Annotated in this window: 25 protein-coding genes and 1 pseudogene; 17 read left to right on the top strand and 9 right to left on the bottom strand. The window is 45.3% G+C overall.

The window, feature by feature from the left end; all coding sequences use genetic code 11:
- Both ACLGLO_RS07480 and ppdK read left to right on the top strand, forming a co-directional pair.
- Positions 1–279, top strand: a complete 279-nt coding sequence (locus ACLGLO_RS07480; RefSeq protein WP_492128265.1) for a FeoC-like transcriptional regulator — start codon at positions 1–3, stop codon at positions 277–279.
- A 284-nt stretch (positions 280–563) separates the two neighbouring features.
- Positions 564–3,320 (top strand): pyruvate, phosphate dikinase, encoded by a 2,757-nt coding sequence (ppdK, locus tag ACLGLO_RS07475; protein ID WP_492128264.1) that lies wholly within the window; start codon positions 564–566, stop codon positions 3,318–3,320.
- Here ppdK and pyk read toward each other — a convergent pair.
- Complete coding sequence (gene pyk / locus ACLGLO_RS07470; RefSeq protein WP_492129172.1) at positions 3,317–4,681, bottom strand: pyruvate kinase; 1,365 nt, start codon at positions 4,679–4,681, stop codon at positions 3,317–3,319. The genes ppdK and pyk overlap by 4 nt on opposite strands.
- Positions 4,682–4,794: 113 nt before the next feature.
- Positions 4,795–5,952 carry an MFS transporter gene (locus tag ACLGLO_RS07465; protein ID WP_492128263.1) on the bottom strand — a complete coding sequence of 386 codons (1,158 nt, stop codon included), beginning with the start codon at positions 5,950–5,952 and terminating at the stop codon, positions 4,795–4,797.
- A gap of 146 nt (positions 5,953–6,098) precedes the next feature.
- Between ACLGLO_RS07465 and ACLGLO_RS07460 the strand changes: the two genes are divergently transcribed.
- The gene (locus tag ACLGLO_RS07460) at positions 6,099–6,650 is read left to right on the top strand and encodes an HD domain-containing protein (RefSeq protein WP_492128262.1); all 552 of its coding nucleotides are present in this window, start codon (positions 6,099–6,101) and stop codon (positions 6,648–6,650) included.
- 98 nt (positions 6,651–6,748) lie between these two features.
- Here ACLGLO_RS07460 and ACLGLO_RS07455 read toward each other — a convergent pair whose 3' ends face one another.
- Together ACLGLO_RS07455 and ACLGLO_RS07450 are read right to left on the bottom strand one after the other, a co-directional pair.
- Complete coding sequence (locus ACLGLO_RS07455; RefSeq protein WP_492128261.1) at positions 6,749–7,333, bottom strand: LysO family transporter; 585 nt, start codon at positions 7,331–7,333, stop codon at positions 6,749–6,751.
- Positions 7,330–7,620 carry a hypothetical protein gene (locus ACLGLO_RS07450; protein WP_492128260.1) on the bottom strand — a complete coding sequence of 97 codons (291 nt, stop codon included), beginning with the start codon at positions 7,618–7,620 and terminating at the stop codon, positions 7,330–7,332. Before ACLGLO_RS07450 ends, ACLGLO_RS07455 begins: the two co-directional genes overlap by 4 nt.
- 284 nt (positions 7,621–7,904) lie before the next feature.
- Between ACLGLO_RS07450 and ACLGLO_RS07445 the strand changes: the two genes are divergently transcribed.
- The 3 genes from ACLGLO_RS07445 (at position 7,905) to ACLGLO_RS07435 (ending at position 9,295) form a co-directional block, all read left to right on the top strand.
- A complete protein-coding gene (locus tag ACLGLO_RS07445; RefSeq protein WP_492128259.1) occupies positions 7,905–8,255 on the top strand; it encodes a single- stranded DNA-binding family protein in 351 nt (116 codons plus the stop codon).
- A gap of 144 nt (positions 8,256–8,399) precedes the next feature.
- On the top strand, positions 8,400–8,924 hold the full coding sequence (locus tag ACLGLO_RS07440) for a hypothetical protein (protein ID WP_492128258.1): 525 nt from the start codon (positions 8,400–8,402) through the stop codon (positions 8,922–8,924).
- An 8-nt stretch (positions 8,925–8,932) separates the two neighbouring features.
- Entirely contained in the window at positions 8,933–9,295 is a 363-nt protein-coding gene (locus tag ACLGLO_RS07435; protein WP_492128257.1) for a C2H2-type zinc finger protein, read from the top strand.
- Positions 9,296–9,536: 241 nt separating this feature from the next.
- Here ACLGLO_RS07435 and ACLGLO_RS07430 read toward each other — a convergent pair whose 3' ends face one another.
- The 3 genes and pseudogenes from ACLGLO_RS07430 to ACLGLO_RS07420 all read right to left on the bottom strand — a co-directional run.
- Entirely contained in the window at positions 9,537–10,835 is a 1,299-nt protein-coding gene (locus tag ACLGLO_RS07430) for an RNA-guided endonuclease InsQ/TnpB family protein (protein ID WP_492128256.1), read from the bottom strand.
- Positions 10,828–11,472, bottom strand: coding sequence for an IS607 family transposase (locus ACLGLO_RS07425; protein WP_492128255.1), 645 nt, complete (start codon positions 11,470–11,472; stop codon positions 10,828–10,830). The genes ACLGLO_RS07430 and ACLGLO_RS07425 overlap by 8 nt, the downstream gene beginning before the upstream one ends.
- A gap of 71 nt (positions 11,473–11,543) precedes the next feature.
- Positions 11,544–11,627: pseudogene (locus tag ACLGLO_RS07420) on the bottom strand (ATP cone domain-containing protein); the annotation flags it as partial.
- Between the two features lie 164 nt (positions 11,628–11,791).
- On the opposite strand from ACLGLO_RS07420, the gene cdd reads away from it, so the two are divergent.
- The 3 genes from cdd to ACLGLO_RS07405 are packed head-to-tail and all read left to right on the top strand — an operon-like array spanning position 11,792 to position 15,236.
- Positions 11,792–12,214 (top strand): cytidine deaminase, encoded by a 423-nt coding sequence (gene cdd, locus ACLGLO_RS07415; RefSeq protein WP_492128254.1) that lies wholly within the window; start codon positions 11,792–11,794, stop codon positions 12,212–12,214.
- Positions 12,211–13,206, top strand: coding sequence for a hypothetical protein (locus tag ACLGLO_RS07410; protein WP_492128253.1), 996 nt, complete (start codon positions 12,211–12,213; stop codon positions 13,204–13,206). The genes cdd and ACLGLO_RS07410 overlap by 4 nt, the downstream gene beginning before the upstream one ends.
- Positions 13,203–15,236: a S16 family serine protease gene (locus ACLGLO_RS07405; protein WP_492128252.1), complete on the top strand. Its 2,034-nt coding sequence runs from the start codon at positions 13,203–13,205 to the stop codon at positions 15,234–15,236. Before ACLGLO_RS07410 ends, ACLGLO_RS07405 begins: the two co-directional genes overlap by 4 nt.
- Here ACLGLO_RS07405 and ACLGLO_RS07400 read toward each other — a convergent pair.
- Complete coding sequence (locus ACLGLO_RS07400; RefSeq protein ID WP_492128251.1) at positions 15,223–16,200, bottom strand: lysylphosphatidylglycerol synthase transmembrane domain-containing protein; 978 nt, start codon at positions 16,198–16,200, stop codon at positions 15,223–15,225. The genes ACLGLO_RS07405 and ACLGLO_RS07400 overlap by 14 nt on opposite strands.
- A 79-nt stretch (positions 16,201–16,279) precedes the next feature.
- Here ACLGLO_RS07400 and map point away from each other — a divergent pair, with 79 nt between their 5' ends.
- From map to ACLGLO_RS07385, 3 genes are all read left to right on the top strand, one after another.
- Positions 16,280–17,206 (top strand): type II methionyl aminopeptidase, encoded by a 927-nt coding sequence (gene map / locus ACLGLO_RS07395; RefSeq protein ID WP_492128250.1) that lies wholly within the window; start codon positions 16,280–16,282, stop codon positions 17,204–17,206.
- Positions 17,207–17,397: 191 nt separating this feature from the next.
- Positions 17,398–17,670 carry a hypothetical protein gene (locus tag ACLGLO_RS07390; RefSeq protein WP_492128249.1) on the top strand — a complete coding sequence of 91 codons (273 nt, stop codon included), beginning with the start codon at positions 17,398–17,400 and terminating at the stop codon, positions 17,668–17,670.
- 13 nt (positions 17,671–17,683) lie between these two features.
- The gene (locus ACLGLO_RS07385; RefSeq protein WP_492128248.1) at positions 17,684–18,337 is read left to right on the top strand and encodes an HAD family hydrolase; all 654 of its coding nucleotides are present in this window, start codon (positions 17,684–17,686) and stop codon (positions 18,335–18,337) included.
- Here the strand turns inward: ACLGLO_RS07385 and ACLGLO_RS07380 are convergent.
- Complete coding sequence (locus ACLGLO_RS07380; protein WP_492128247.1) at positions 18,297–18,593, bottom strand: hypothetical protein; 297 nt, start codon at positions 18,591–18,593, stop codon at positions 18,297–18,299. The two genes, ACLGLO_RS07385 and ACLGLO_RS07380, sit on opposite strands and share 41 nt — an antisense overlap.
- Before the next feature lie 74 nt (positions 18,594–18,667).
- Here ACLGLO_RS07380 and argF point away from each other — a divergent pair, with 74 nt between their 5' ends.
- The 5 genes from argF to ACLGLO_RS07355 all read left to right on the top strand — a co-directional run bounded on the left by argF (position 18,668) and on the right by ACLGLO_RS07355 (position 23,189).
- On the top strand, positions 18,668–19,609 hold the full coding sequence (gene argF, locus ACLGLO_RS07375; protein WP_492128246.1) for an ornithine carbamoyltransferase: 942 nt from the start codon (positions 18,668–18,670) through the stop codon (positions 19,607–19,609).
- Positions 19,610–19,699: 90 nt separating this feature from the next.
- Positions 19,700–20,344, top strand: coding sequence for a biotin transporter BioY (locus ACLGLO_RS07370; protein ID WP_492128245.1), 645 nt, complete (start codon positions 19,700–19,702; stop codon positions 20,342–20,344).
- The gene (locus ACLGLO_RS07365; RefSeq protein WP_492128244.1) at positions 20,337–21,584 is read left to right on the top strand and encodes an ATP-binding cassette domain-containing protein; all 1,248 of its coding nucleotides are present in this window, start codon (positions 20,337–20,339) and stop codon (positions 21,582–21,584) included. Before ACLGLO_RS07370 ends, ACLGLO_RS07365 begins: the two co-directional genes overlap by 8 nt.
- Positions 21,581–22,234, top strand: a complete 654-nt coding sequence (locus ACLGLO_RS07360) for a hypothetical protein (protein WP_492128243.1) — start codon at positions 21,581–21,583, stop codon at positions 22,232–22,234. Before ACLGLO_RS07365 ends, ACLGLO_RS07360 begins: the two co-directional genes overlap by 4 nt.
- Entirely contained in the window at positions 22,224–23,189 is a 966-nt protein-coding gene (locus ACLGLO_RS07355; protein WP_492128242.1) for a biotin--[acetyl-CoA-carboxylase] ligase, read from the top strand. Before ACLGLO_RS07360 ends, ACLGLO_RS07355 begins: the two co-directional genes overlap by 11 nt.
- Positions 23,190–23,362 lie beyond the last annotated feature (173 nt).

Here is a 23,362-nt window from a genome sequence, read left to right as displayed (position 1 = left end):
TTGTCCAAGAATAGCCTACCGTCGATAGAGAATGCTGTCATTGACATAATGATGAAAGGAAAGGCATTAACGCTTGACGAGCTCGCGAGCGAGCTGAAAATAAACAGAGAAGCTCTCAAGAGAGCTCTCGATATTCTGGTCATAAAAGGAGTTATTGTCGAGAGAGAGCTGAAGAGAGGATGCGATCTCAATTGCAAAAGCTGTCCTCTGAGGAAAGTCTGCGCTTATAAAAGCCCTGGGATAAAGCTCGTTTATTATGAACTTAGGAAAAAAGAATGAATTTTGCATAGCACATGAGGCACGATCAATTCGAGTTGATTTGCCTGTTTTTCTCAAAAAACTGTTGTGCTTTTTGGTTTATTTGTTAGCGGATATTTTAAGCTTAGAAAAAATCGCTGCCAAAGAGGATGGATCTTCCACGCGTGTTTTTATTCTTCAATGGCGAATTTCACAGATAGCAAACATTTAAAAGTAGAAAAAAGATAAGCATATCTTTAGAACAATAATGATAAAACTATATAAGTGATGAGAAATCATTCTCTATTAAAAAGGGAGTGATAATCTTGAGGAAGTACGTCTTCGACTTCGAAGAAGGAGATCCGAACAATAAAAAGCTCTTCGGGGGAAAGGGGGCAGGACTGTCGCTCATGGCAAAAGCGGGGCTACCGGTGCCTCCAGGATTTACCATAACGACTGAGGCCTGCCGAGACTTTTATGCCCCAAGGAAGGCGGAAATAGATGAACTGGTGAGGCAGCTGGAGAAGAATCCGCCTCCATCTGTCAGGGACGAGCTTATAAGAAAGCTCTGGGGAATAATAGATACTCTCTCACTGCCGAACGGACTAATGGATGAAGTCAGAGACAGAATGAAAGCTCTGGAGAAAAAGAGGGGAAGGATCTTCGGGGATCCAAAGAACCCGCTGCTGGTCTCAGTAAGGAGCGGAGCTCCAGTCTCCATGCCTGGAATGATGGATACAGTCCTAAACCTCGGTCTGAATGACCAGACTGTAAAAGGTCTGGCTGAACAGACAAACGACGAAAGATTTGCATATGATTCCTATAGAAGGTTCCTCTCTCTCTATGGGAAGATCGTCTTAAGCATAGATGACAAGAAGTTCGATGAAGCCCTTGCTAAGATAAAGCAGAAGTATGGGGCGGCAACAGATGTAGAGCTGGGAACGCCTGCTCTCAAAGAGCTGGTTGAGGAATACAAAAAGATCATAGAAAGGGAAGCAGGAGGGTTCCCTCAAGATCCGTGGAAGCAGCTCGAAAGCGCTATAAAGGCCGTTTTCAGGTCCTGGATGAACCCCAGGGCAATCTACTACAGGATTGCGAACAAAATAACTCCAGAGATAGCTGGATGCACCGCAGTCACTGTCCAGTCAATGGTATTCGGAAACATGGGGATGGATTCGGGCACCGGCGTCGTGTTCTCGAGAAACGTGGCGACTGGAGAGAATGAAATCTATGGAGAATTCCTGCCGAACGCGCAGGGAGAGGACGTCGTAGCTGGTATAAGAACTCCAATGCACATTTCGGAGCTGAAGGAAAGATTCCCCCAGCTGTACGAAGATCTGTATAAGAATCTGAAGATGCTTGAAAGGATAAACAAGGATGTTCAGGACGTCGAGTTCACTGTTGAAAGAGGCAAGCTTTACTTCCTACAGACCAGAGATGCGAAGATGACTCCCATTGCTAGAGTGAAGACAGCTGTGGATATGGTGAAGGAGGGCATTTTGAGCGAAGAAGAAGCTGTTCTCAAAGTGAAGCCTGAAGTTGTGATGCAGCTGCTTTACCCAAGAATAGATGAATCTAAGGCTACCAAGCCAATAGCAAAAGGATTGGCTGCATCTCCTGGAGCTGTTAGCGGAGAAGTCGTTTTCCATCCGGATGATGCGGTTGAAAAAGCAAAGGCTGGAAGAAACGTAATTTTGGTGAGGGTTGAAACGAAGCCTGACGACGTTCACGGATTCTACGCAGCCGTTGGAATACTGACAAGCAGGGGCGGTATGACGAGCCACGCTGCTGTTGTTGCGAGGGGCATCGGAAAGCCAGCGGTAGTGGGAGCTGAAGCAATAAAGGTAGATTACGAGAAGAAGATTTTCGAAGTAAACGGAGTGATTGTGAAAGAGGGGGATGTAATCACAATCGACGGGAATACAGGCAACGTTTACCTTGGAGTCGTCCCGACTCTGAGGCCGTCGCTGGGAGGAGAGCTCAAGACTCTGATGGAGTGGGCTGATAAATTCAGGAGGCTGGGCGTCAGAGCAAATGCTGACGTACCCCAAGACGCGAGGATCGCAAGGGAATATGGGGCCGAAGGAATAGGGCTTCTCAGAATAGAGAGGATGTTCAGGAGGCCAGAGCGCCTTGAAGTCCTTAGGAAAGTAATACTTGCAGAAACCACGGAAGAAAGGATAGAAGCGATGGAGAAGCTAGCCAACATGATAAAGGGAGACTTCAAGGAAATATTCGAAGTAATGGATGGATTACCCGTCATAGTGAGGCTCATCGACCCGCCGCTGCATGAGTTCCTTCCAAAGCCGGAAGAAGTATTGAAGGAGCTTTATGAAGCGAAAATTTCCGGAGCTCCAAAGGAAAAGATCGCAGAGCTAGAAAAGTTGTACAAGAGAGTTTCAGTCTTGACTGAAGCGAATCCAATGATGGGACACAGAGGTGTGAGGGTAGGTATAACTTATCCAGAAGTGTATGTTGGGCTGACAAAAGCCATCCTGTCTGCCGCAGCGGAGCTGAAGCTTGAGGGGAAGAACCCAATAGTGGAAATCATGGTGCCTCAAGTGGCGATACCAGAGGAGATCAAGTTCGTGAAGGAAAAAGCAATCATCCCCGCAGCCAACGAAGTGGAGAAATCCTATGGAGTGAAGCTAAAATACAAGGTCGGCACAATGATGGAAACGGTGAGGGCATGTCTGGTTGCGGATGAGATAGCTAAGCATGCAGAGTTCTTCAGCTTCGGCACCAACGACCTCACCCAAGCTACATTCAGCTTCAGCAGAGACGATGTGGAGAACAAGTTCCTTCCGAAATATCTTGAGCTCGACATCCTGAAGGTCAATCCATTCGAAGTGATAGATAGAGCAGGGGTCGGCGAGCTGGTTAGGATCGGTACGGAGAGAGGCAGAAAGACGAGAAAGGATCTTGAAGTTGGTATCTGCGGCGAGCACGGAGGAGATCCCGACTCAATTGAGTTCTTCCACAGCGCTGGACTTGACTACGTCAGCGCCTCGCCCTACAGGATACTTGTAGCTAGGCTAGCAGCGGCACATGCGGCCCTAAAAGAGAAGATGAAGAAAGGCTAAGAGAGGTAAGTGATCCTCAGCGAGTGAACTTCCCCTTCCTTGAACCTGTATGTTTCAATTAAAATATCTCCTTTTTTAATATCATCTGCTTCTTTGAGGAGGTTACTGAGCTTCAATAAGCCCTCATCATAGCTTTCGGCTTCCACAACCACAGGATTAGCTCCCCAGACTATTGCCAGAGATCTCCCTGCTTTGAGGCGGGGGACTCCAACGAAGAAACCCTCCCTCGGTCTGTAAAGGGAAATTATCTTTCCAGTAAGCCCGCTCTTTGTGTATAGGAGGATCTTTGCGCTCAAGCTTTCACTTAGCTCCGTAAGGCCGTGAGCAAACCTGTGGAAGAGGTCTTTTCCTAAAAGCTCTCTCTGTTCGCTGTAGGTGGTCTTCGCCTCCCTGATTGTTCTCCTGAGCCATCCTACAGCAGCTTCTGGGAAGCTTCCAACAGCAGTTTCATTAGTTAGCATGAGGGCATCAGCTCCTTCAGCAACTGCGTTATAAATATCGACTATTTCGCTCCTCGTGGGTACAGGAGAGTTGAGCATAGAAGTCAAGAGCTGCGTAGCTACAACAACTGGCTTTCCAGCTTTCCTGCTCTTTCTCACAATGTCTCTCTGAATTTTCGGAAGGAGTTCAAGGGGGAAGTGTGAGCCTAAATCTCCCCTCGCAACAACAACCCCATCGCTCGCGGGGAGAATTCTATCGAGATTGGAATATCCCCCTTCGGTTTCGATTTTCGCGTAAATTTCTGGCAGCTCTTTGTAATATTTGGAAAGAAACTGTTTGAGCTCCTCGATATTATCTGGGTCTTCGACGATGCTGGCCATTATATGAGAGAAGCCTATCGAGCTTGAAAATTTTATGCTCTCTACATCGTGTTCAGTAACGTAGGGAATGTCGAGCTCTTTTCCTTGCAATGAAAAGGACTTTTTCGAAGTGATGGCACCATCCATTTCAGCGATTGCATACACTTCGCCTTCTCCGACCTCATCTATCGTGAAGACCATTGTTCCATCTGCCATAACTATTTTGTCTCCCTTTCTGGCGATTTCGAAGAAATTCTTATACGGAATGGGGATGTCTTTTCCTTCCGATTCTTTGGAAAGAATAAACCTGAGCTTTTCTCCTCTGGCGAACTTCACAGGCTCATTCTTCAAATCCCCAATCCTCGGATTAGGGCCTTGAAGATCTCCAATCAAAGCGAGCGGTTTGTTCAATTCTTTCTCCACGGAAATCACATAATCAGCATATCTGCCCCAAATTTCCGGCTTTCCGTGGCTGAAATTTATTCTGAAGCCGTCAGCGCCTGCTTCAGCTAGCGCTTTGACCCTTTCTTTTGAATCCGTAGATGGACCAAGCGTCACTATTATCTTTACCTTTTCTCTCGAGAAAGTCAGAGTCGCTCCACCTCATCACTTCTGAGCTCAGCAGTCTTTTCCTCATCATTGATGTTTATTTGAAGGAAAACAGAATAAAAACTTCACCTTTTTCTGAAAATTGCGGTGAACCAAACAAGCGAAAGCGCCAATAGAATCGAGTCAACCGCAGATAGGAAAGCGAATGCTTTTGACTTGAGTATGTAGTATAGCATCAGATTGAGAATCCCTCCAATGGAAATGGAAGTGGAAATGACACCGGCGGCCGTTGCCTGGAGTTCAAATGGCATTATCCTGCTCAGCAGTGAATAAGCGCTTGTATCAAAGAATGGGTAGATTGGAAGTATCCAAAGCAGGATCACCAGGAGAGGTGGAGACCATATCAATGCTATCGAGATGAGCAGGTATGCTGCTATGCTGAATATCAGAGTTTTTTGAGGTGTAAATCTGTCTGTTAGAACCCCAGCATAGGGCCTAGCAATTATGGATAAAAAACCAGTTATTACGGTGAAATATATTCCATACTCAAATTGGCTACTCACGGAATTATACAGCTTCAAAGAGAAGATCCCCGATAGCATGTAGTATCCGGAAGACCACAGGATCAGTCCAACCATTATTTTTCTGGTCACCGTTATAGATTCCTTCAGACTTTTCAGAGAGAATTTCTCTTCTCCATTTGTTTTCAAATCGAATTTTGATATTGAAAGCTCTGCAGATGCCATAAGCAGGATTGCTGAGAAAATGAAGGCAAAATCAACAAGGCCAGCCATTGAAAGGAGGGATGGAAAAAAACCGCCACATGTCCACCCAATCGAGAACATCATGAGGAGAGAGCTCAACTTCTTGCCTGAACCCTCAGCTTTTCTCAAGATCGCTCCATAAACAAATGGCGTATAGATCATATACATAGTTACAAAGAGAAAGACAAAGATCGGCAGAGCTTCAAATGGAATGAAGGGAAAAGCCGCGAGTGATGCTGATGCTATGAGGCCAAAGAACAGGGGCACCTTCTTCCCGAATTTGTCTGAATAGTATCCAGCTATTATTGAAAAAATGCCCGGAATCGTTTCCATCGATGTAATTAGAATCATCAGTGAGTAATCGAATTGAGCGTTTGCTCCTATTTTTGTCCTCAGTGTAACAGTATATATGCTGTAGCTCATTCCAATCATCAGTGGTACTAGAAAGAATATTTTATTTGAGGCTTTAACTCTGTAGGAAATGCCTCTAGGCTCTTCTGTAGACGGCTCTGAATCCAATATCGCATCCTCTGGATGAAAAGTAAAAAATAAATTAATAAGTTTAGCGAAACACAAAATTATAATTAATTTTTTTAAAGGCAGAAGTTTGTCTTAAGAAAAACGTTCAGAGTATGATTCTCTCTGTGCGGGAAAAGGTGAAGCCAATGAAAAAAGTTTTAGCCTGCATCGAAGCTCTCAAATCGACTGTCAGGACTGGATGGATGCAGAGAGGAGTTCCTCCTTCGATTGCCGAAGATATCGCATCGCATTCTTTTGAAGCCGCTATGATCAGCCTGCTGATTTCGGAAAAATTAAGCGAAAGGGGAGTCAAAGTCGATGCTCTGAAGACGGCTGCTCTGGCTTTGGTTCATGATTTTCCTGAGTGTCTTGTTGGAGACCTCAACTACGTCGTAAAAAAAGCGATTGGGGGGGAGGTCAAACACAAAATTGAGCTGGAAGCTCTTCAAGAAACCCTTCCTGAAGGATTGATCGTTCAGCTCTACAGGGAATACAGCGAAAAGAAATCGATAGAATCCAAAATCGCTGAACTCTCCGATAAACTAGCAACTGTAATTCAGGCAAGAAGATATGAAAAGCAGGGATATGACTTCGAGGAAATGATATCCAATTTGGAGCAGGAAATAAAAGAGATGCTGGAGGAAATGGGAGAAAAGGAGAGGTCTGTGATTGAAGAGATGCTAAGGAATGAAATCTAGTGCTTTCGGGAAAGGGGACAACTGAAGGAGATCCCTAATATATAGACGCTGAAGAACTCAAAAAGTAGGCTGTTACCAGAGCGTTTTCGGAGAAGCGTTTAGGTTCCAGCTATTAGAAAAATTATGGCGGGTACCGCAAAAGCAGTGAGCAATCCCTGGGATATAGATGGTATAATGTACTCATCACCGCACTCTCTGTAAATGAATGGAAAAAGAGTATCGCTTGCCGGGGAACCCGCTAGAGAAATTATTGCCTCGCAAGAAAATCTCTTAGAAATCGAAGGGATCGCTAACATTCCAAAAACTTCTCTTGAAAGGTTTGTTAGGAAACCAACCAAGCCTGCTAGAGCTCCGAATTGGGCCGTCAAATAAGAGCCAGCAAACGTATACCATCCTAGTCCTAAAGAAGCTGCTACAGCTATCTTTCCCATAAAAGGGAAGAACGCTATGCCGGCAAGGAAGCTTCCCAAAATAGAAGCCGTCAGAGTCGCGAAGCTCTTTTTCAGCCCGGAAAGAACCCCTCTGAATGTCACGCTGTATCCCCCCTCAATTCCTATGAGGGTTAATAGGACTGTCAAGAGAACCTGTAGGCTCCAATCCGCAATTGAGCTTTTTAGGTGAATTATCCTGCCTAAGAGAATGCCGAGGGTGAAAATCACGAGAACTTTATACTGAAATTTCATTTTCTAACTCCTCTTGAACAGATTTCCCAAGCTAGTGAGCTCATCACTGCTGAAAATATGCCTAGAATTATCGCTAGCACCCCCATCTCAAACCCCTCGAAAGTGATTGCCTGCGAGCTTTCAACTCCTATTAGAAATACCAGCGCTAGCACGATTGCTTCCACCGCTTTGGGGATTGACTTCCTGAAGCTTCTACCCTCAATGTTTCTTTTTCTTAAGACGAAACCTAAAGTAAAGCCCACAAATATAGACAGGATCGGCAGCACGACGAGCAAGTTTTCGATCAATCACATTTCACCTATAGCATCAACTTTCAAAGTCTATAAGATTAATTAGAGCGTATAAAAATAAACACAAACCTTTCAACGCCGATAATGCTGTATGTTGCATTCTGGCTAAGAGTCATCCACGGCTTGAATTTCCGAGAGGATGGGGATATTGAGTCGTGAAACTTGTGGTCCAGTGCCTTTCGTGAGAAGCGACAAGCGACATTTGTATGTAGTAACCAGAGAGATCTAGTGATGATAAAAAATTTATTAAAAAAGTGAATAAAATTATAGTGGGTATAATTATGTTCACTGTGAAAACCGGTCCCGTGAGGACCAGCGGGTTCGCTCTCAAACTCAGAAGAGCTGTAAATGCATCGTTGAGAGAGTACTACAAAGAGGGAAAAATCAAGCCAGCAGAAGTAAATAAGGCGATGACGGAGATCAATAAGGCCCTTTATGGCCTCATCGTCTCAGAATTCGGCCTGCCCAAGGAGTCCGTAGTGAACATCAGCATAGAATTTGATATTGAAGAGGGTCTATTTAAGCTGAAAGACATAAATATAGAAAGCTTTGTGAAGGATGAAATATTGAGCAAAACGCTCACAAACAAAGCTAAAACCAGGTTGCTTCAAGCAGAAAAGGTCACTGCTTAATATTTTTTTCTCGTGGAAAACCGACCTGTTTTTCGATATGGAAGAAGCCTTTTTGTTGAACCTTTAACAATACCCTTCCTTCGATAATACACGGTTCCTGCGTTAAAAAGGCTCCCACTTTTTATCAATTGTATGGGGATGGCGTTGAGCGAGTACTCCGTCGATGAAAACGAAACGCTTTTTCAGACAGCATCTTCACTCAGTGAAATCGATAACGATAGCTTTGCAGCTTCCTTCGCCTTTGCTATATCCGTAGAATCAATGGAAACGATCCTGGGAATGGAGGCCGAAGGATATGTTCCTCTGATCTTCGATGAGTGGCTTCGCAGGATAGGGAGGATTCCTTACTCGAAAGAGCTGAACCAATTCGTGTATGAGCATCTGCCCGAATTTGATTTGAACGCGCTGGTGCAGGGAATAGGAGAGGAGGGAATTGAAAGGATATTGACAAGTTCGCTTACTGGAAAAGACGATGAATCTGAATATGTTCTCGAGAGAATCGCTGCCTTCGTTTCGAAGCTCAATGAAGGGGCTAGAGATGAGCTGTATAGAGTTGTAGCAATATTGGAGAAAAAATCTCAGAGCAGGATAAAAGCCATCGCTGCAGTATTTGCCCACCTGCTGAATAAAACGATAAATGTCACTTATCCTGCCGCATCTCTGTTTTAACAGTATGATTGGCGGCAGATGCATCTGAAATGGCTGGTCGCATTCCAAAAAATGAAGAGAGACCGCTTTGGCTGAAGAGATCTTTCAAACTCATTTTGAAAATATCGCTGGGAATTGAGAGCAGTGAAACAGACTATCTGCCCCCCTCGTTGGAATCCTTTGAAGAAACAATTACCGGCACAGTAAAAACTCTTTACTCTGAACTTGTAGAAAATGACGGAAAAAGGACGTATAAATGCCTCTTGTGCCGCAGAGCAGGATTCACCAAGCGTGGGCTCTATTATCATTTCTTGAAAGTCCATCAAGAAGAGATCGAAGAAGAAATTCTGAGAGCAGTGGAGGAGAGGTTCGAGGCTTCCAGAAAAGGATGAGAGGAATTCGCCTCGAAAATTCAAGGTTGGGACTCAATCGCTAGTCAGCTTGCTTCCGTCTCTTCACTGCAGCGTCGAAGACTATCCAGTTCTTATACCACTCTTCATTCTCTTTTCTGAGCAGATCGAGAACCATCTTCATCAAATCCTTGCTTGTTATTTCTTCGACATTTTGCTCAAGAAGCTTCCCTTCGATGATTTTCTCGATCTTTCTGGCAACATCTGGAGGCGCCGTTTCTCCCTAGACGTTCATTCCAATCACTTTATATGTTTTCATGGTTGCATCTAGAGAGTTCCACCTCGCCCACAGGGACTTATCTATCCCTATGGGCTCATGGGCGGCTGTCGAGCCCAACGGCACTGGGCTCCCATCTAGAGTTGGGCCACCTAGGCTTGGAGCACTGCTCCCATCGCCTAGGTGGGCTCTACGGAGGAGATTCCATACAGCTGCGACATCTCTGTGCCACAGTTCTCCGCCTTTTGAGCACTTCCCGATTCTAGAACTGTTTCTATAAATAATCCTTGATTTATGTACTGGACAGGTTCTCGATGTGTTTCTAGGATCCACGTAGAGCACTGGTACACCGTACTCTTTTGCCTTTTCCTCTATGGCTTCCTGAACTCCTCTGAAAGATGCTTGAAATATCCTGTGCCTGAGCTGGTCATCCTTGATTTTCTTGATCATACTCTCAGCAGGTTTATCTCCTAGGTTCTCAAGAACTATAGCATTATGCTTTCTATAGGCATTTCTAACAATTATGTTCGCTATCTTCCACCTGATGTCCTCTTTCCTGTGTTTCTCTTTGAGCTTCCTCAGGATTCTCCTCTTAGTCCTAGACTTAGTTCCATATGCTTTATCATACTTCTCCTGAACCCTCTTCCTTCGGTAGTAATACCCGAGAACGATATACTTGGTGTTTGTCTCAAGCAGATATGTAATATCATTGACCAGCATCGCTACATTGTTCTCATTAACATCTACAGAGATGAATCCTTTTGGCTCATACTTTTCAACATCTTTGAAGAATGATAGGTAGATTATTATTTGCCTACTCCTTTTATCCAGCTTTATCTTGGCTTCACTAGCTATTTTCCAACCTCTATTTGCATACTTCCAGTATTGCTTGTGAGGGTCAATTTCAACTGGCACCCTTCCTCTATGAGTAGCAATTTCTATAGATGTATAGCCATTTGGCTTCCACAGGTGGTCGTCGAGCCATATCGTTATCCTCCTAACTTTCGGAAGCTCACTCTTAGCAAGACCTTCCTCCTTCAGTTTGAGGAAGCTCTCAGCCCTAGCAGCAGCATCCTGGCATGCTGTGTAAGCATAGTGAGATGGCAAATGGGGGTAGAGCTTTCTCATTTCATAATACTTCAATGCTTTGAGCCTGATGAAGCTGCTTATATCATTTCTAGTAGCATAGACTGCTAACTGCTCAACCATGTTCCTGTACATACCTTCAAGCTCAACAAAGACCCTGAACACCTTCCTAGGAAGGCTAATACTCTTGACAACAACTGTCCTCGTTACCCTAGCCACTTTTCTCAACCTCTTCTAGAAGCTTTTTAAAGCCCTCAACAAGTTTCTTCTTCTTGTGGCTCCTCATACCGTAGAGCTTACCAGCAAAAGATGTTACTATCGCTATCAAGTCTTCTACAAGTTCTTGATAAGCATCTTTGGATTCTTCTCCGAAAGCAACTTCTACATTAACACCGTACTGCTTAAAGAAGTATTCTAAGTATTCAAAGCCGAATCTTGTGAGTCTATCCTTATATGTAACGACCACAACATCTATCTGCTTGTTGACTACATAACTGAAAAGCTTCAGCAAACCTCTCCGCTCCGCGTTCAACCCGCTGGCGATATCGCTTAGAACTTCAACTACTTTGTATCCTTTAGCCGAGCAATACTGTGCTAGGTACTGTACCTGTCTCTCCAAATCGCTTCTCTGTTCGCTAGAGCTCACACGAGCATAGATGACGGCCCTAACTTCCTTACCCGTCTCTCCACTCAACAATCTCTTCACTTCACTTTCAGGAATACGGTACTTACCACCAACTGTTTGAATAGCTCTAATCCTACCTTCCTTAATCCATCTGCGAAGAGTAGGATAGCTAACACCAAGGATTCGACAAACCTCTTTAGGCCTCAGCAGATGTTCATTTGTATTGTTCATATCAGTCTCTCTGAATATATCTGAATATCAATATTTATAAACTTTTCCTCTAAACATCAAACACATTCCAGCCCTGCCTTCAGAATGCTGACTACTATCTTTTCTGGAATGAACTCCTCCTTTTCCCCATTCCTTTTTATAACTTTGATTCCCATATTCATACACTTCTAATTTATTATTATCATTCATTGAAATAAAGTTTTACTTCGAAAAATAACCCTTTTTCAGCAGCGTTCTCAGCCGAAATTCAAAATCTTGGAAAACCGTAGATTCTTATAAGCAATGATTGCTCTAAAAGAAAATGTCAGGGAGAAGTCTCATGGTGAGCAAAGAGATCGAGCAGAAAATGCTCCAAGTGGCGAAAGAAGCCATTAAAAATTCTTACTCTCCCTACTCCAAGTTCAGAGTCTCGTCTGCCGTACTAGGAGAATCTGGGAAAATATACTCTGGTGTGAACATAGAAAATGTCAGCTATGGGCTGACGATGTGCGCGGAGAGGGTGGCTGTTTTCAAAGCCATTTCAGAAGGTGAAAGAGGAATAAAGGCAGTCCTTGTCTACACCGATGGAAAGGATCTCCCATATCCGTGCGGAGCCTGCAGGCAGGTGATAGCAGAATTCGGCAGAGATGCTGAGATAATCATAGTCAATGGAGAAGGGAGAACAGAAAGAACAAGCATGAAAGAGCTTCTTCCAAAGGCGTTTTTGTCCTTCCATTCTGAGGATGAGGTCAAAAGTAAATGAGTCCTACCTGTGAAGATCACGATTTGATAATTGAAAAGGAGATGGCGATCGCCCAAGCGATTGGATACTACCACCCAAAGCACGGTTGCTTTGCCATCGAAAAATATGTAGCTACGGAAGGGGAAACACACTGGAAAAAGGCTAGCATCAAATACACAAGAATATTCAGAGATTATTCGCCAGTTGTCATAAGGGAGACGAGAAAGAGCTACTATGAACCATCCATAAAAGCGTTTTTCCCCTTCGTGAGGGGTGAAGATATCAGAACTCTTCTTAAGCCGGAGGACGGGATTCGGAGGATTCTCAGCAGCTGCAGAGACGAGCTAGAAATGAGCGTCTTAGAGCTCTACGATGAGCTGAGGGCAATAGGCATACGACCGGGGTCAATTGGGGTAGCCGGGAGCATCCTAGCAGGGATCCATAGCTTAGAAGTAAGCGATATAGATATGACCGTTAGGGGATGCAGGGAAAGCGAGGCCTTGATTGAGAGCAAAGTGCTTTCTCCCCTCAGCGGAAAAGAATTTGAAATGTGGGTGAAGAAGAATTCAGAAAGGCTGAACATGCCGCCTGAAATAGTGAAGAAGATGTACTCTCCTGCTAAGAGAGGAAAATTCAAGGGAAGGCTTGTCTCCTTAATTCCTCTCTTGAAAGTGAACGAAGCCGGAAGCTATCAAGCTATCGAAGGAGAACCGGCAGGAGAGGCTACACTCATAATTGAGCTGGATGAGCCATCCTGCCACTCTTACATATACCCAAGCCTCCACAAGTTCAAAATAGTTAAAGTTGTAGAAGGTAGCGATCTTCTGAGAGAGGGAATGCATGGTGAAGTCCTCTCCTACGAAGGCCTTTTTTCAAACGTTCTCTCCACGTCTTCCAAGGTACTGGTTAGAGGGAAAGTATATTTAGCTCTCAATGATAAAATGACAAAAATAATAGTTGGAACTAGGGAAATCAACAGCTATGTGAAGGGAATCGAGAGGTGGAAAGGTTGAAGCCTTTTTTCATTTATGTTCTCATCGCATTTCTTGCAATTGCTCCTATGGCAGCTTCGGCATCTTCCCCAATAACCTATCGATATGATTACTTAACCAGCGTTCATCTTCCTGCTCTAGCGGTTAGCTCAGAAGGAGGCGGGGTCGTGACAAACCTGACGGTGACAATAGCATACCCAGGGAGCGGTCAGATCTATTTCTCATCAGACCCCGCTACGGAGATGGATACCCAATCATCCGCTAGGATAGCTGTCCTCGTCGCTGCGAACTTTTTGGGGATAGACTACAGGAAATATGACTACTTCTTTTCCATGAAGTCTCCCAGCCTCATAATTGGAGGGCCCAGCGCCAGTGCGGTGATGACTGTTGGAGTCGTCGCAGCAATTACCAATTCAACAGTCAGAGACGATGTGGCAATGACCGGAATGATCAATCCAGACGGCACGATAGGGCCAGTTGGGGGTATACCGGATAAGCTCCAAGCAGCAGCCCAAGCCGGCTACAAAGTCTTCTTAGTTCCGGTAGGACAGCTTGTGGTCACAGAGCAGCAGGTGGTATCTCAATCTACTCCCTTTGGAACGGTATATAGAACCGTCACAAAGACCGTGAACCTCACTCAACTCGGAGAGACTCTGGGAGTTAAAGTTATTCAGGTGACAACCCTAGGTGATGCCCTCGCCTTCTTCCTGGAGAACTTAACACTGCCGCCGCCGCCTAAATACTACGGTTCATATACGCCCCAGCAGATAGAACTGTTCTCTAGATGGAGAGAAAACCTATCCGCTATTTTCAATGAGACTCGAGATGAGCTCAACTCTCTCTTAACGCTCAGTCTCCCTTCAGCGGTCAATAGAGATACAGTGAATTCATATGTTAATCAGAGCATCAGCAACTTCAATTTGTCCTCGATGCTTTGGGGAGAGGGGAAGTACTACAGCTCTCTCTCGTCGCTTTATCAAGCGGACATACTTTTGAATGCAGCTCTCATTTACATCAGGACCTCCGCAGATCCAGGGCTCATTCAAAATTACATAAACTCTATCAATCAAACGCTTAACAGCATTCGTGAAAGTGTTTTCAATATGAGCATTAACACTTTTTCTCAATTGGAAAGCTTCCTAGTCGCTATGGATAGGTTAGACAACGCTCAAAATGCATTATCTGCGGCAGCTTCAAGTGTATACAGCGTATACGATTTGAGAACGGGCAAGTGGGTCAATGTCCTGACTGATCCCCTTGATCTAGCTCTGGCCAATATGTCCACGTTCACTATTCAGAACTGGATCTCGTATAGCGAGTTACCTTCGCCTGTTTTGAGCAAGGATTTTCTCCAGAGCGTTTCGGACTACTATCTGCAATACGCAAAGTCCGTTCTTATATACTATCAATCGCTAGCATCGGAAGTTAACGTTTCAACAGACATTCAGACGCTGAACAATCTCTATAACAATGCCTTCAACTCTTACTATTCAGGAAACTACGCCGCATCACTCTATTACTCTGTTTCGATAGTCAGCAGAGCCACTCTCGATCTGCACGTTCTCTTCTACGCAGACCTCGTAAGCATGGTGAAGGCAGAGCTTGAGAATACAAACTCAACTATTGGAAAAACTGGATATGTGAGCGCCGTTGTGTTGGGATATATGGAGCAAGCTTCAAACTACCTCGACCAGTTCTCTTCAAGCGGAAAAGCGGACTTTCTCTACAACTCGCTTCTTCTATCGCTGGAAGCAGGCATATATGAGAGCCTCTTCAGCATGGGCGAGATCTATGGAGGGACTAATCTGAATCAGCAGGTCTTCACCCCCCAGGGGAGCAGTGCGACGGGGCAGCAGACGACAACATCGAATGTTTCGACAGCTCAGAGCTCCACCTCGGGCACCAGCTCCCTGCAGCTCGGAGACGGACCCCTGCTGGCGATAGTATCAATTCTGGCGATTTTCATTGCCTTGGCTTTATATTTGACTAGAAACAGGAGCAGGATGGAGCAAGATAAATCGGAGGAGAATCCACCACCTACCCAGCTATAGATTTTTTGAAGTTCTCAACAACAACGTGCCTAATTTTTACGAAGAATGCTAAAATTATCAGAGCTGGAATTATGTTGATAAGCAAGAATGAAATCCTCCATAGAGCAGAAGCTTGAGGGTTCAGTGTTATTGTCAAAGCATACTCAAAAAACCCGCTTCCGCCTGGAGTTGGAAAGACCTGCATGGCGTAGCTGGAAGCGTAAGCGACGATTCCTGTCAGCAGCTCGAGCAGTCCTGTACCGCTAGCAGAATCGATGAACAGAAAGCTCAAAGAATAGATCAGGACCGACAGAATGGTATACAGTACAGAAACCAAGCTCAAATTGAAGCTCAGGCCCGTCTTAGTGAACTCAGTGAACTCCGCATATCGGCTGAAAACTCTCTGAGAGAAATCTTTTACTCTGCCTCCCACCCTTCTCTCCAGTCTCGCTATGATCTTCTTGAAGAGAGAATCCGTAAAAACAAAGGAGCCGAAGATGAAGATCCACAGACCCAATATAAACAGCGAAGAGAGAAAGATGAGTATGCTTGAAGGCAGCCTGGTCAATGAAAAGAAGAAGGCTATAACCGCTAGAATAATCGAATCGTAGAAGGTCTCAAGAACCCCCACAGCCATCACCGCTTGGACTGGGACGGCTTCCAGCATTGCTAGAGACATAACCCTTCCAGGTTCTGAAGCGAAGCTGGCCGGAGTTATTATCCCCAGGAAGTTTCCGGTGAATCGAGATATTATGATATTTTTGAACTTCACGCGGTAGCCGAGCTTGTATAAAACATAATCAGAGCGGAGGGCCTTAGCAATTTCGCCGAGAAAGATAAATGCTGAAGCGAGGAGAACATTTTTGAAGCTCTTCTCTATCAACTCTATTAAGTCAATTCCAGCGATTTCGATGTACCCATAGTAGATGAATGCGACGGCGATCAAGCTGATCGATATCAGCAACCACGGGCTCTTTTTATTCATCCCTTGGCAGCCCCTCATCCATATGGAAATTATTTATTTTCCTGAACGGTTTTACTAATAGCGAATGGTGCTGTCTGCTTTGACACAATTAGACCAGGGGATTATTAATTCTTATTTGAAAGCGGGAAGGATTTCTGCAGAAGCGAAGAGAAGGGCGAGAGCCCTGATAAGGGAGAATATATCTCTGCTGGAGCTCGCTGAAAGGATCGAAAATGAGATAAGGAGCATGGGGGGATCCCTGGCTTTTCCAGTCAATTTGAGCATAGGTTCCACTGCTGCCCATTTTTCTCCCCTGATCGACAGCACGGAAAAACTGGAAGCGAATGGAATTTTGAAAGTTGATATTGGGGTCCACGTTGACGGCTACATTGCAGATACGGCATTCAGCGTAGACCTCAGTGGGGAAAACGAGGACCTCGTCAAGGCGGCAGAAGAAGCAGTAGAGAGGGTCAAAGAAGCCATATTCCCAGGCATAAAGGTATCGCAAATAAGCTCGATCATAGAGAAGACGATAAAAAGCTACGGAGCTGAACCTATCAGGAACCTAACAGGACACGGCCTGGATAGGTACAGGCTTCATACAGGGTTGAGCATACCAAATACACCTTCATTCACCGTGAGAGGGGTTCTTCTGCCGAATTCTGCGGTTGCAATCGAACCATTTTCTACGAGAGGTGCAGGATACGTGATAGATGGCAAATTTGTTGGAATTTTTTCTCTGAAAAGCGTTCCCACGAAGAAGCTCAGAGATCTCAAGGATGAGACCAGATCGCTCTACGAAAGGATCTTCAGGGAGAGAGGTGAGCTTCCATTTTCGGAGAGATGGTATGCGAAAGAAGTAGGATTGATAAGATTTAGGGAAATGATCCACGAAATGGTCAAAAAAGGCGTTGCTCAGCAATATCCAGTTCTGATCGAGGCTTCGAACTCTCAAGTTGCGCAGTTTGAAGAAAGCTTTCTGTTGCTTGAAAAGGAAGCGATAGCTTACACTGCAGAAAAAGGATGATTCCAAATAAGTGCTAACTAATCCAGAGAGTAGTAAGCGGCTATTTTCTGCGGAACTGAAAACTCATCCTATCCGCAAAACTGTCCTGCTGCAAAAAACATTATATTCAATTAAAGTTAAATTATTGAAAACTGAACATAATAGACTGCAGTTCGTATCGTAGAAAACAGTACCCGGTGCGGTGAACTACTATGAGTTCGGGGCAATCGCAACAACCTCATCAGCAGAGCGAAAAAGAAAAGTGGATACAGAGAATGCTGAGGTCAGCTAGGACATATCACAAGCTTTGTCCATATTTCGATAAAAAAACCAAGCAGTGCTTCATCAGACTGGGCGAGGAGTGCGATAGAGATGGAAAGTACGATACATGTCCAGTCTTTCTGGAGTTTCTAGCCTCTAAATATGACGAATATTCGAGCAGGGGACGGCCTCTTCCAACTGACTTTCTGGACATCACTCATTAGGGAATGGTGGCCTATGAGGAATGTTGTTATACTGGACTACGACATGACCCTCGTTGACTCTCTCCCGATCTTTTACAGGGTTTACAATCAGCTGCTGAAGAAGTACTTTGGAGAAGAAGTCAGCTTTGGGAAGTTCTTCGAAATGTTCTGCGAGAACTCCATTGATGACTACAAGGAATATCCGCCAGGCTTCTGGGAGGAATTCAAGGTACTTTACAAGGCTAATGGCCCTGAGGAGATAAAGCCGATGCCTGGGCTGATGGATTTTCTTGACATCTTGAGGAAAATGAAAGTGGAAAGCTACATAGTTACTGGCAGAGGAATTGACCCGGAAGAAGTGGAGACAGAGCTGGAAATGCTGGGGATCTCCGGTTTCAGCGGAAAAATAAAAACCTTGAAGAACAGTTCCGGGCAGCATCCTTTCGATAAAACCGAAGAAGTAAGGCAGCTGCTGGCTGGGAATGGAATAGCGAAATGCGTAATGTTTGGAGACTATATCGATGATATCACGGCCGCTAAGAGCAATGGTTGCATCGCAGTTGGGGTGACATATGGCTGCAAATCTGAGGACTTTTTCAAGAAGGCGGGCGCAGACTATGTTGTTAGAGACCTGAGAGAAGGAGGGGCTATCCTGGAGAAGATCTTCTCTCAAAACTTTGAGAAATAAAATATCTTCCCTTTGAAGAATAGACGATTTTCGAATTCCTCAAAGCGTTCACGATCTTCCTTATTTTTTCTTCACTGGCTATTGTTTTCAATTCGGAATGGATCTCCTTCACAGTTACGCCGTCAGCGCTCTTCTTTATGATCGAAAGGATCATCTCTGTCAGCTTATCCTCGTGAGGAGCCAGCATAACTATTACATCGTTAGATTCATAGACTACCTCCAGCTTTTTTCTATTGGCGATCTGCCCAACCTCCACTGAGAACACCTAATTATATCTATTCGTGAGAGAAAGATAAAAAGGAGAGGGCTTGCCCTCTGGTTGTGGGTGAAATGGATCCCCGCAGATTGAAGGGAAGAGATTTCATATCGGTATTTGACTTCAGCGAGGAAGAAATGAAGTACGTCATAGATACAGCGAGAGAGCTTAAAAGGCTGTACTATCTCGGCAAGAGAAGGATCGATCTTCTCCGCGATAAGGTCCTCTTCCTCTTGTTTCAGAAGCCCAGCACAAGGACTAGGCTCAGCTTCGAAATAGCTATGCGGCAGCTTGGGGGATTCTCTATTTATGCGGGATGGACAGAGCTTCAGCTTTCCAGGGGAGAAGATATAGAAGACACAGCGAGAGTGCTCTCCAGATATGGTGACGGGATAGTTGCCAGAGTGTATGAGCAGGAAACATTGGAACTACTCGCTAAGCATGCGGAAATTCCCGTGATAAGTGGATTGAGCGATCTAGAGCATCCTGTCCAAGCTCTTTCAGATCTCATGACTATGGAAGAGATTTTCGGATCTCTCCAGAACTTGACTATCGCCTTCATAGGCGATGGAAGAGACAACGTTCTCAACAGTCTCATGATAGCGTCGCTCAGGCTCGGCGCCAACTTCAGGGTAGCAGCACCAAAGGAGCTTTATCCTCTGGAGAATTATCTTAAGGCAGCAGCCTCTATTGCCGAGTCCAAGGACTTGGAATTTATAGTTACAGAAGATCCAAGGGAAGCTGCGGAAGGTGCGGATGTTATATATACAGATACATGGGTCAGCATGGGGAAGGAGAAGGAGGCTGAAAGGAGGAGGGAAATTCTGTCGCCGTACAGGGTAGATAAAGAACTCTTTTCCTTAGCCAGCGAAAGGGCGGTGTTCATGCACTGCCTTCCTGCGCACAAAGGAGAGGAAGTCACAGCCGATGTTTTCGAATCCAGCAGAAGCGCTGTCTGGCAGCAGGCTGAAAACAGGCTCCACCTCCAAAAGGGATTGCTCGCAGTTCTGCTCTGAATTGAAATAGTTTCATCAAAAAAGGAGAATATTTTTTTTAAAGGTCTATTTAATACCATCATTTTTAGAAACTATTTCAAAGTGGTGGCGTTGAAGGATCCCTTCGAAAAGCTTCCGCTGGTAGCTATAAGTGTTGTGATGATGGGATTGACCGCTCAGCTGAAATTCAACCTTGGTCCAGTACCATACACAATGCAGAACTTGGGCGTCACTTTTGCTTCCTTAATTCTCTCGCCGTCATACGCGATGCTATCAATTTTGATTTACATTTTACTGATAGCTGCAGGGCTTCCAATGGCCTCCGGTGGGAGCGGAGGAGTAGGGGTGCTCTTAGGGTATACGGCAGGCTATCTCTACGGATTCGCCATCAGCGCCCCGCTCATGTCCTTCCTTTCCCGCATTTATTTGAAGAAGAGGGGAATAACGCTCGCAGAGCTGAGAAAAAGAGACGTGATCTCTCTCCTGCTGATCTCTCTGGTTTCCTTCCTACTTACATACGCTCTAGGTTTTGCGGTTTTTCTGAAGTACGCTATCCCTGGCTCTAAGCTTTATTCCTGGAGCACAAGCGTTTCTGGACTCCTGGGCATTTCACCGAGCAGCAAATATCTCGCGATCTTCGCAGCTTCAGTTTTGATATTCATCCCGCAGGACTTGTTTATGGACCAGCTTTTGGGGATCCTCTTGGCAAAGTCAGCCTACAGATTCTTCAGAGAAAAGGGATTGAAAATTGAGTGAGCTGAAGGCTGAGAGTCTTTCAATAAGATTGAAGAACAAGCCGATACTGGAGAGCGTATCTTTCGAAGTGCGTCAAGGAGAGGCTGCTCTGCTGGCAGGGCCAACAGGAAGCGGGAAATCTACGCTTATGAAGGCAATTTCCGGCATTCTCCAGGCAGTTTACATCGGCTTCTCCATTTCCGGGAGCATTTCTGTCTATGGGCTATCCCCTCTGGCAGCTCGCAGAAAGGGATTGATCTCATATGTTCCGCAGGATCCCCGCTCTTTTTTCTTGGGGAGAACCGTTCGAGAAGAGCTGAAATACAGAGGTCTGTCGAGCAGCGATTTCAGCGATTTCTATGAGAAAATCGACATTCCCATAAATGACCTTTCTTCCGGCGAAAGGTACAGGCTCATAACAGAAATCTCCTTCAAAATCGGGTCGAAAGTTGTCCTCTTCGATGAGCCTACCGCTTTCCTAGATGAGGAGAGCTTCAGGAGGTTGATGAACAATATAAAGCAGAAAATCACCGAGAACGGTGGCATAGCTGTTGTGGCAGACCACAGAGCGAGAAGATTCGAGGGGAGAATAGACAAAACCATCATTTTATCAGGCGAAAGCTCTGCAAGCAGCAGTCCTGCTCCCTTCTCATGGATGAGGCAGCGAAGGGGAGAGCTCGAGATAGATGGGCTGCGAGTTGCGAAAGGAAGCAAGATTCTGCTGGACGGTGTCTCTCTGAAGGTAGATAGCGGAGAGATCATCTCGATCACAGGTCCAAACGGCTCAGGGAAGAGCTCACTGCTGAAAGAGGTTGCCCTGCTGACCTACAAAAAAATCAGGAAAGATGGAGGGAGCATCCGCGTTTTCTACATTCCCGAGCACCCTCTGTACCCCTTCTTCAACGATACTGTAGAAAAGGAGCTTGAGAGCTGGAAGGCTGTAAAATTCGAAAGCGCTACTTCTTGGCAGGAACTGCTGAAAGCTTTTGGGCTGTTTGAAAAGCTGGATAAGAATCCCTTTTCCTTGAGCGTTGGGGAGTCCAGAATGCTTTCCCTGCTCTCCTCGCTCTTGGCTGAGCCTGATGTGCTGATAATTGATGAACCATCCCTCGGCTTGGATGCATGCAGGAAGAAAGTTGCACTGGAAGCCCTGAAATCCTTCAAAAGCTCGGGAGGAAGCGTGCTGATGGCGACTCACGACGAGGAATTCGCTTCAATTTCTGATAAAACGGTGGAAATCTTCAGGTGGGCAGTAGCATGAGCATTCTTGAGAAGCTTGCCGGAGTCTTCATCCCTAGCAGGAGGAGGATAAATAACGCTGTATTGCTGCTGGCTTTAAGCGCTATATTTTCAGCCTCTCTCTTCCTTCTCCCCATCTATGCCATTGCGGTGGAAGTCATAACTTCGATGGCGTTCTGCATTGCTTTCGGAATCGACCTCAGCTCTTTATTTTTATTCTCGCTGATGCCTTCAGCCGTATTCCTGCTTCTCGGCTTCACAGCGCAGATCTTCCTCAATGAGATAGACATGTGGTACCTCGTCCTCAACTTTCTGAGAATAGCCGGCTTAACATCCTTCTCCCTTCTCTATATCAAGATAGCCGATATACCCTCGCTAGTAACTTTTGTGTCGAGATTTTCAAAAACGGCATCCCTGATAATGGCAGTCTCCATCAAGGAGTTCTACGAATCGGCCTGGCTGATGAGCAGTCTTTCTTTAATCCAAAAAATCAATCTTGGGGAACCGAAAAATTCGAGGAATTCGCTGAAATTATTGACCTTTCTGCTGAGGGGAGCAATGCTCAACATAGCTAACGAACTGGTGTATTCAGCAGAAGCTCTCTTTTCAACCGAAAGCTCTATCTACAAGCGACAAGATGAGGAAAGGGGAGGATCCGGAAATGCCGAGTGAAGCTGAGAGAGAACAGCTGTTCGCGCTTCTGTTAGAAAAGGGCAAGGCGAAAGGGGAGGAGATCTCAAGTGCTCTCGGCATCTCTCGCCCAACAATAAGCCGGAGGGTTAAGGAGCTCAACTCCCTCGGCTTCTTCATAGATGCCGAGGAGGAGGGCTACAGCATACCCTCAAATGAAAGGATCAGCGAAATCTCAGCTTACTTGAAGAGGCTCAGAAGCTCGTTGTCCTATAACAGCATATATCTCGAGACTTGCGAAAGCTCCCAGGATATCGCTGAAGAAATGGCGAAGAGAGGTGCTGTAGAAGGGAGCCTCGTTATATGTGGAGAAATAAGGAGCGCCAGGGGAAGGCTGGGCAGAAAGTGGCATGCTGGGAGAGGAGGGCTGTGGTTCTCCCTGGTTCTCAGGCCGCCTATTTTCAGCACAATGAATCTCATACCTCTGGCCATGGGGTATTCGGTCGCTACGGGTATAGAAGACATTTTGGGAATAACTGCTGAAGTCAAGTGGCCGAACGATGTTCTGGTGAATGAGAGGAAAGTCTGCGGGATTTTGAGCGAAGCAAAAATCGAATATGATAGACCTTCCTACGTTATCCTGGGAGTCGGGGTCAACGCTAACAATGAGCTTCCCGAAGATCTGAGGCAGATCGCCACGACTTTAAAGGAATTATATGGAAAAGAGGTTCCAATTATCCCGCTTCTCGGCAGGATCCTTCACCGCTTTTCAGCTGAGTACGAGGCCCTCAAAGAAAACAATTACAAGAAAAACGTGCTGAAGTGGAAATCTAAAATGGGCACAATTGGGAAGAGAGTCAGAGTTGTTTTCAGAGACGAGATCATAGAAGGAAAAGCCGTAGACCTCTCCTCTGACGGCTCTCTAGCAGTCCAGCTGGATACGGGGGAAAAGGTCAAGGTCTATGCCGGTGATGTCATGCATTTGAGGTCTGAATAAAAATTGCCGGAATTTCATATGTCATTAAATTTTGCCATTTATTGAACGAATTATCGAATGGAAAATTCCGATTTATTCTCGTATTACCATGCTTCAATATAGAAAATTCTAAACCATCGAGTTATAGCGGTTTGAGGGCGGTTACATTTAAATTTTCTTTTTTTATATTTATA

It is taken from the genome of Fervidicoccus sp. SLHALR4, assembly GCF_058692745.1.
The sequence above is the reverse complement of the archived record's forward strand: the minus strand, read 5'-3'. Positions and strand labels throughout refer to the sequence as shown.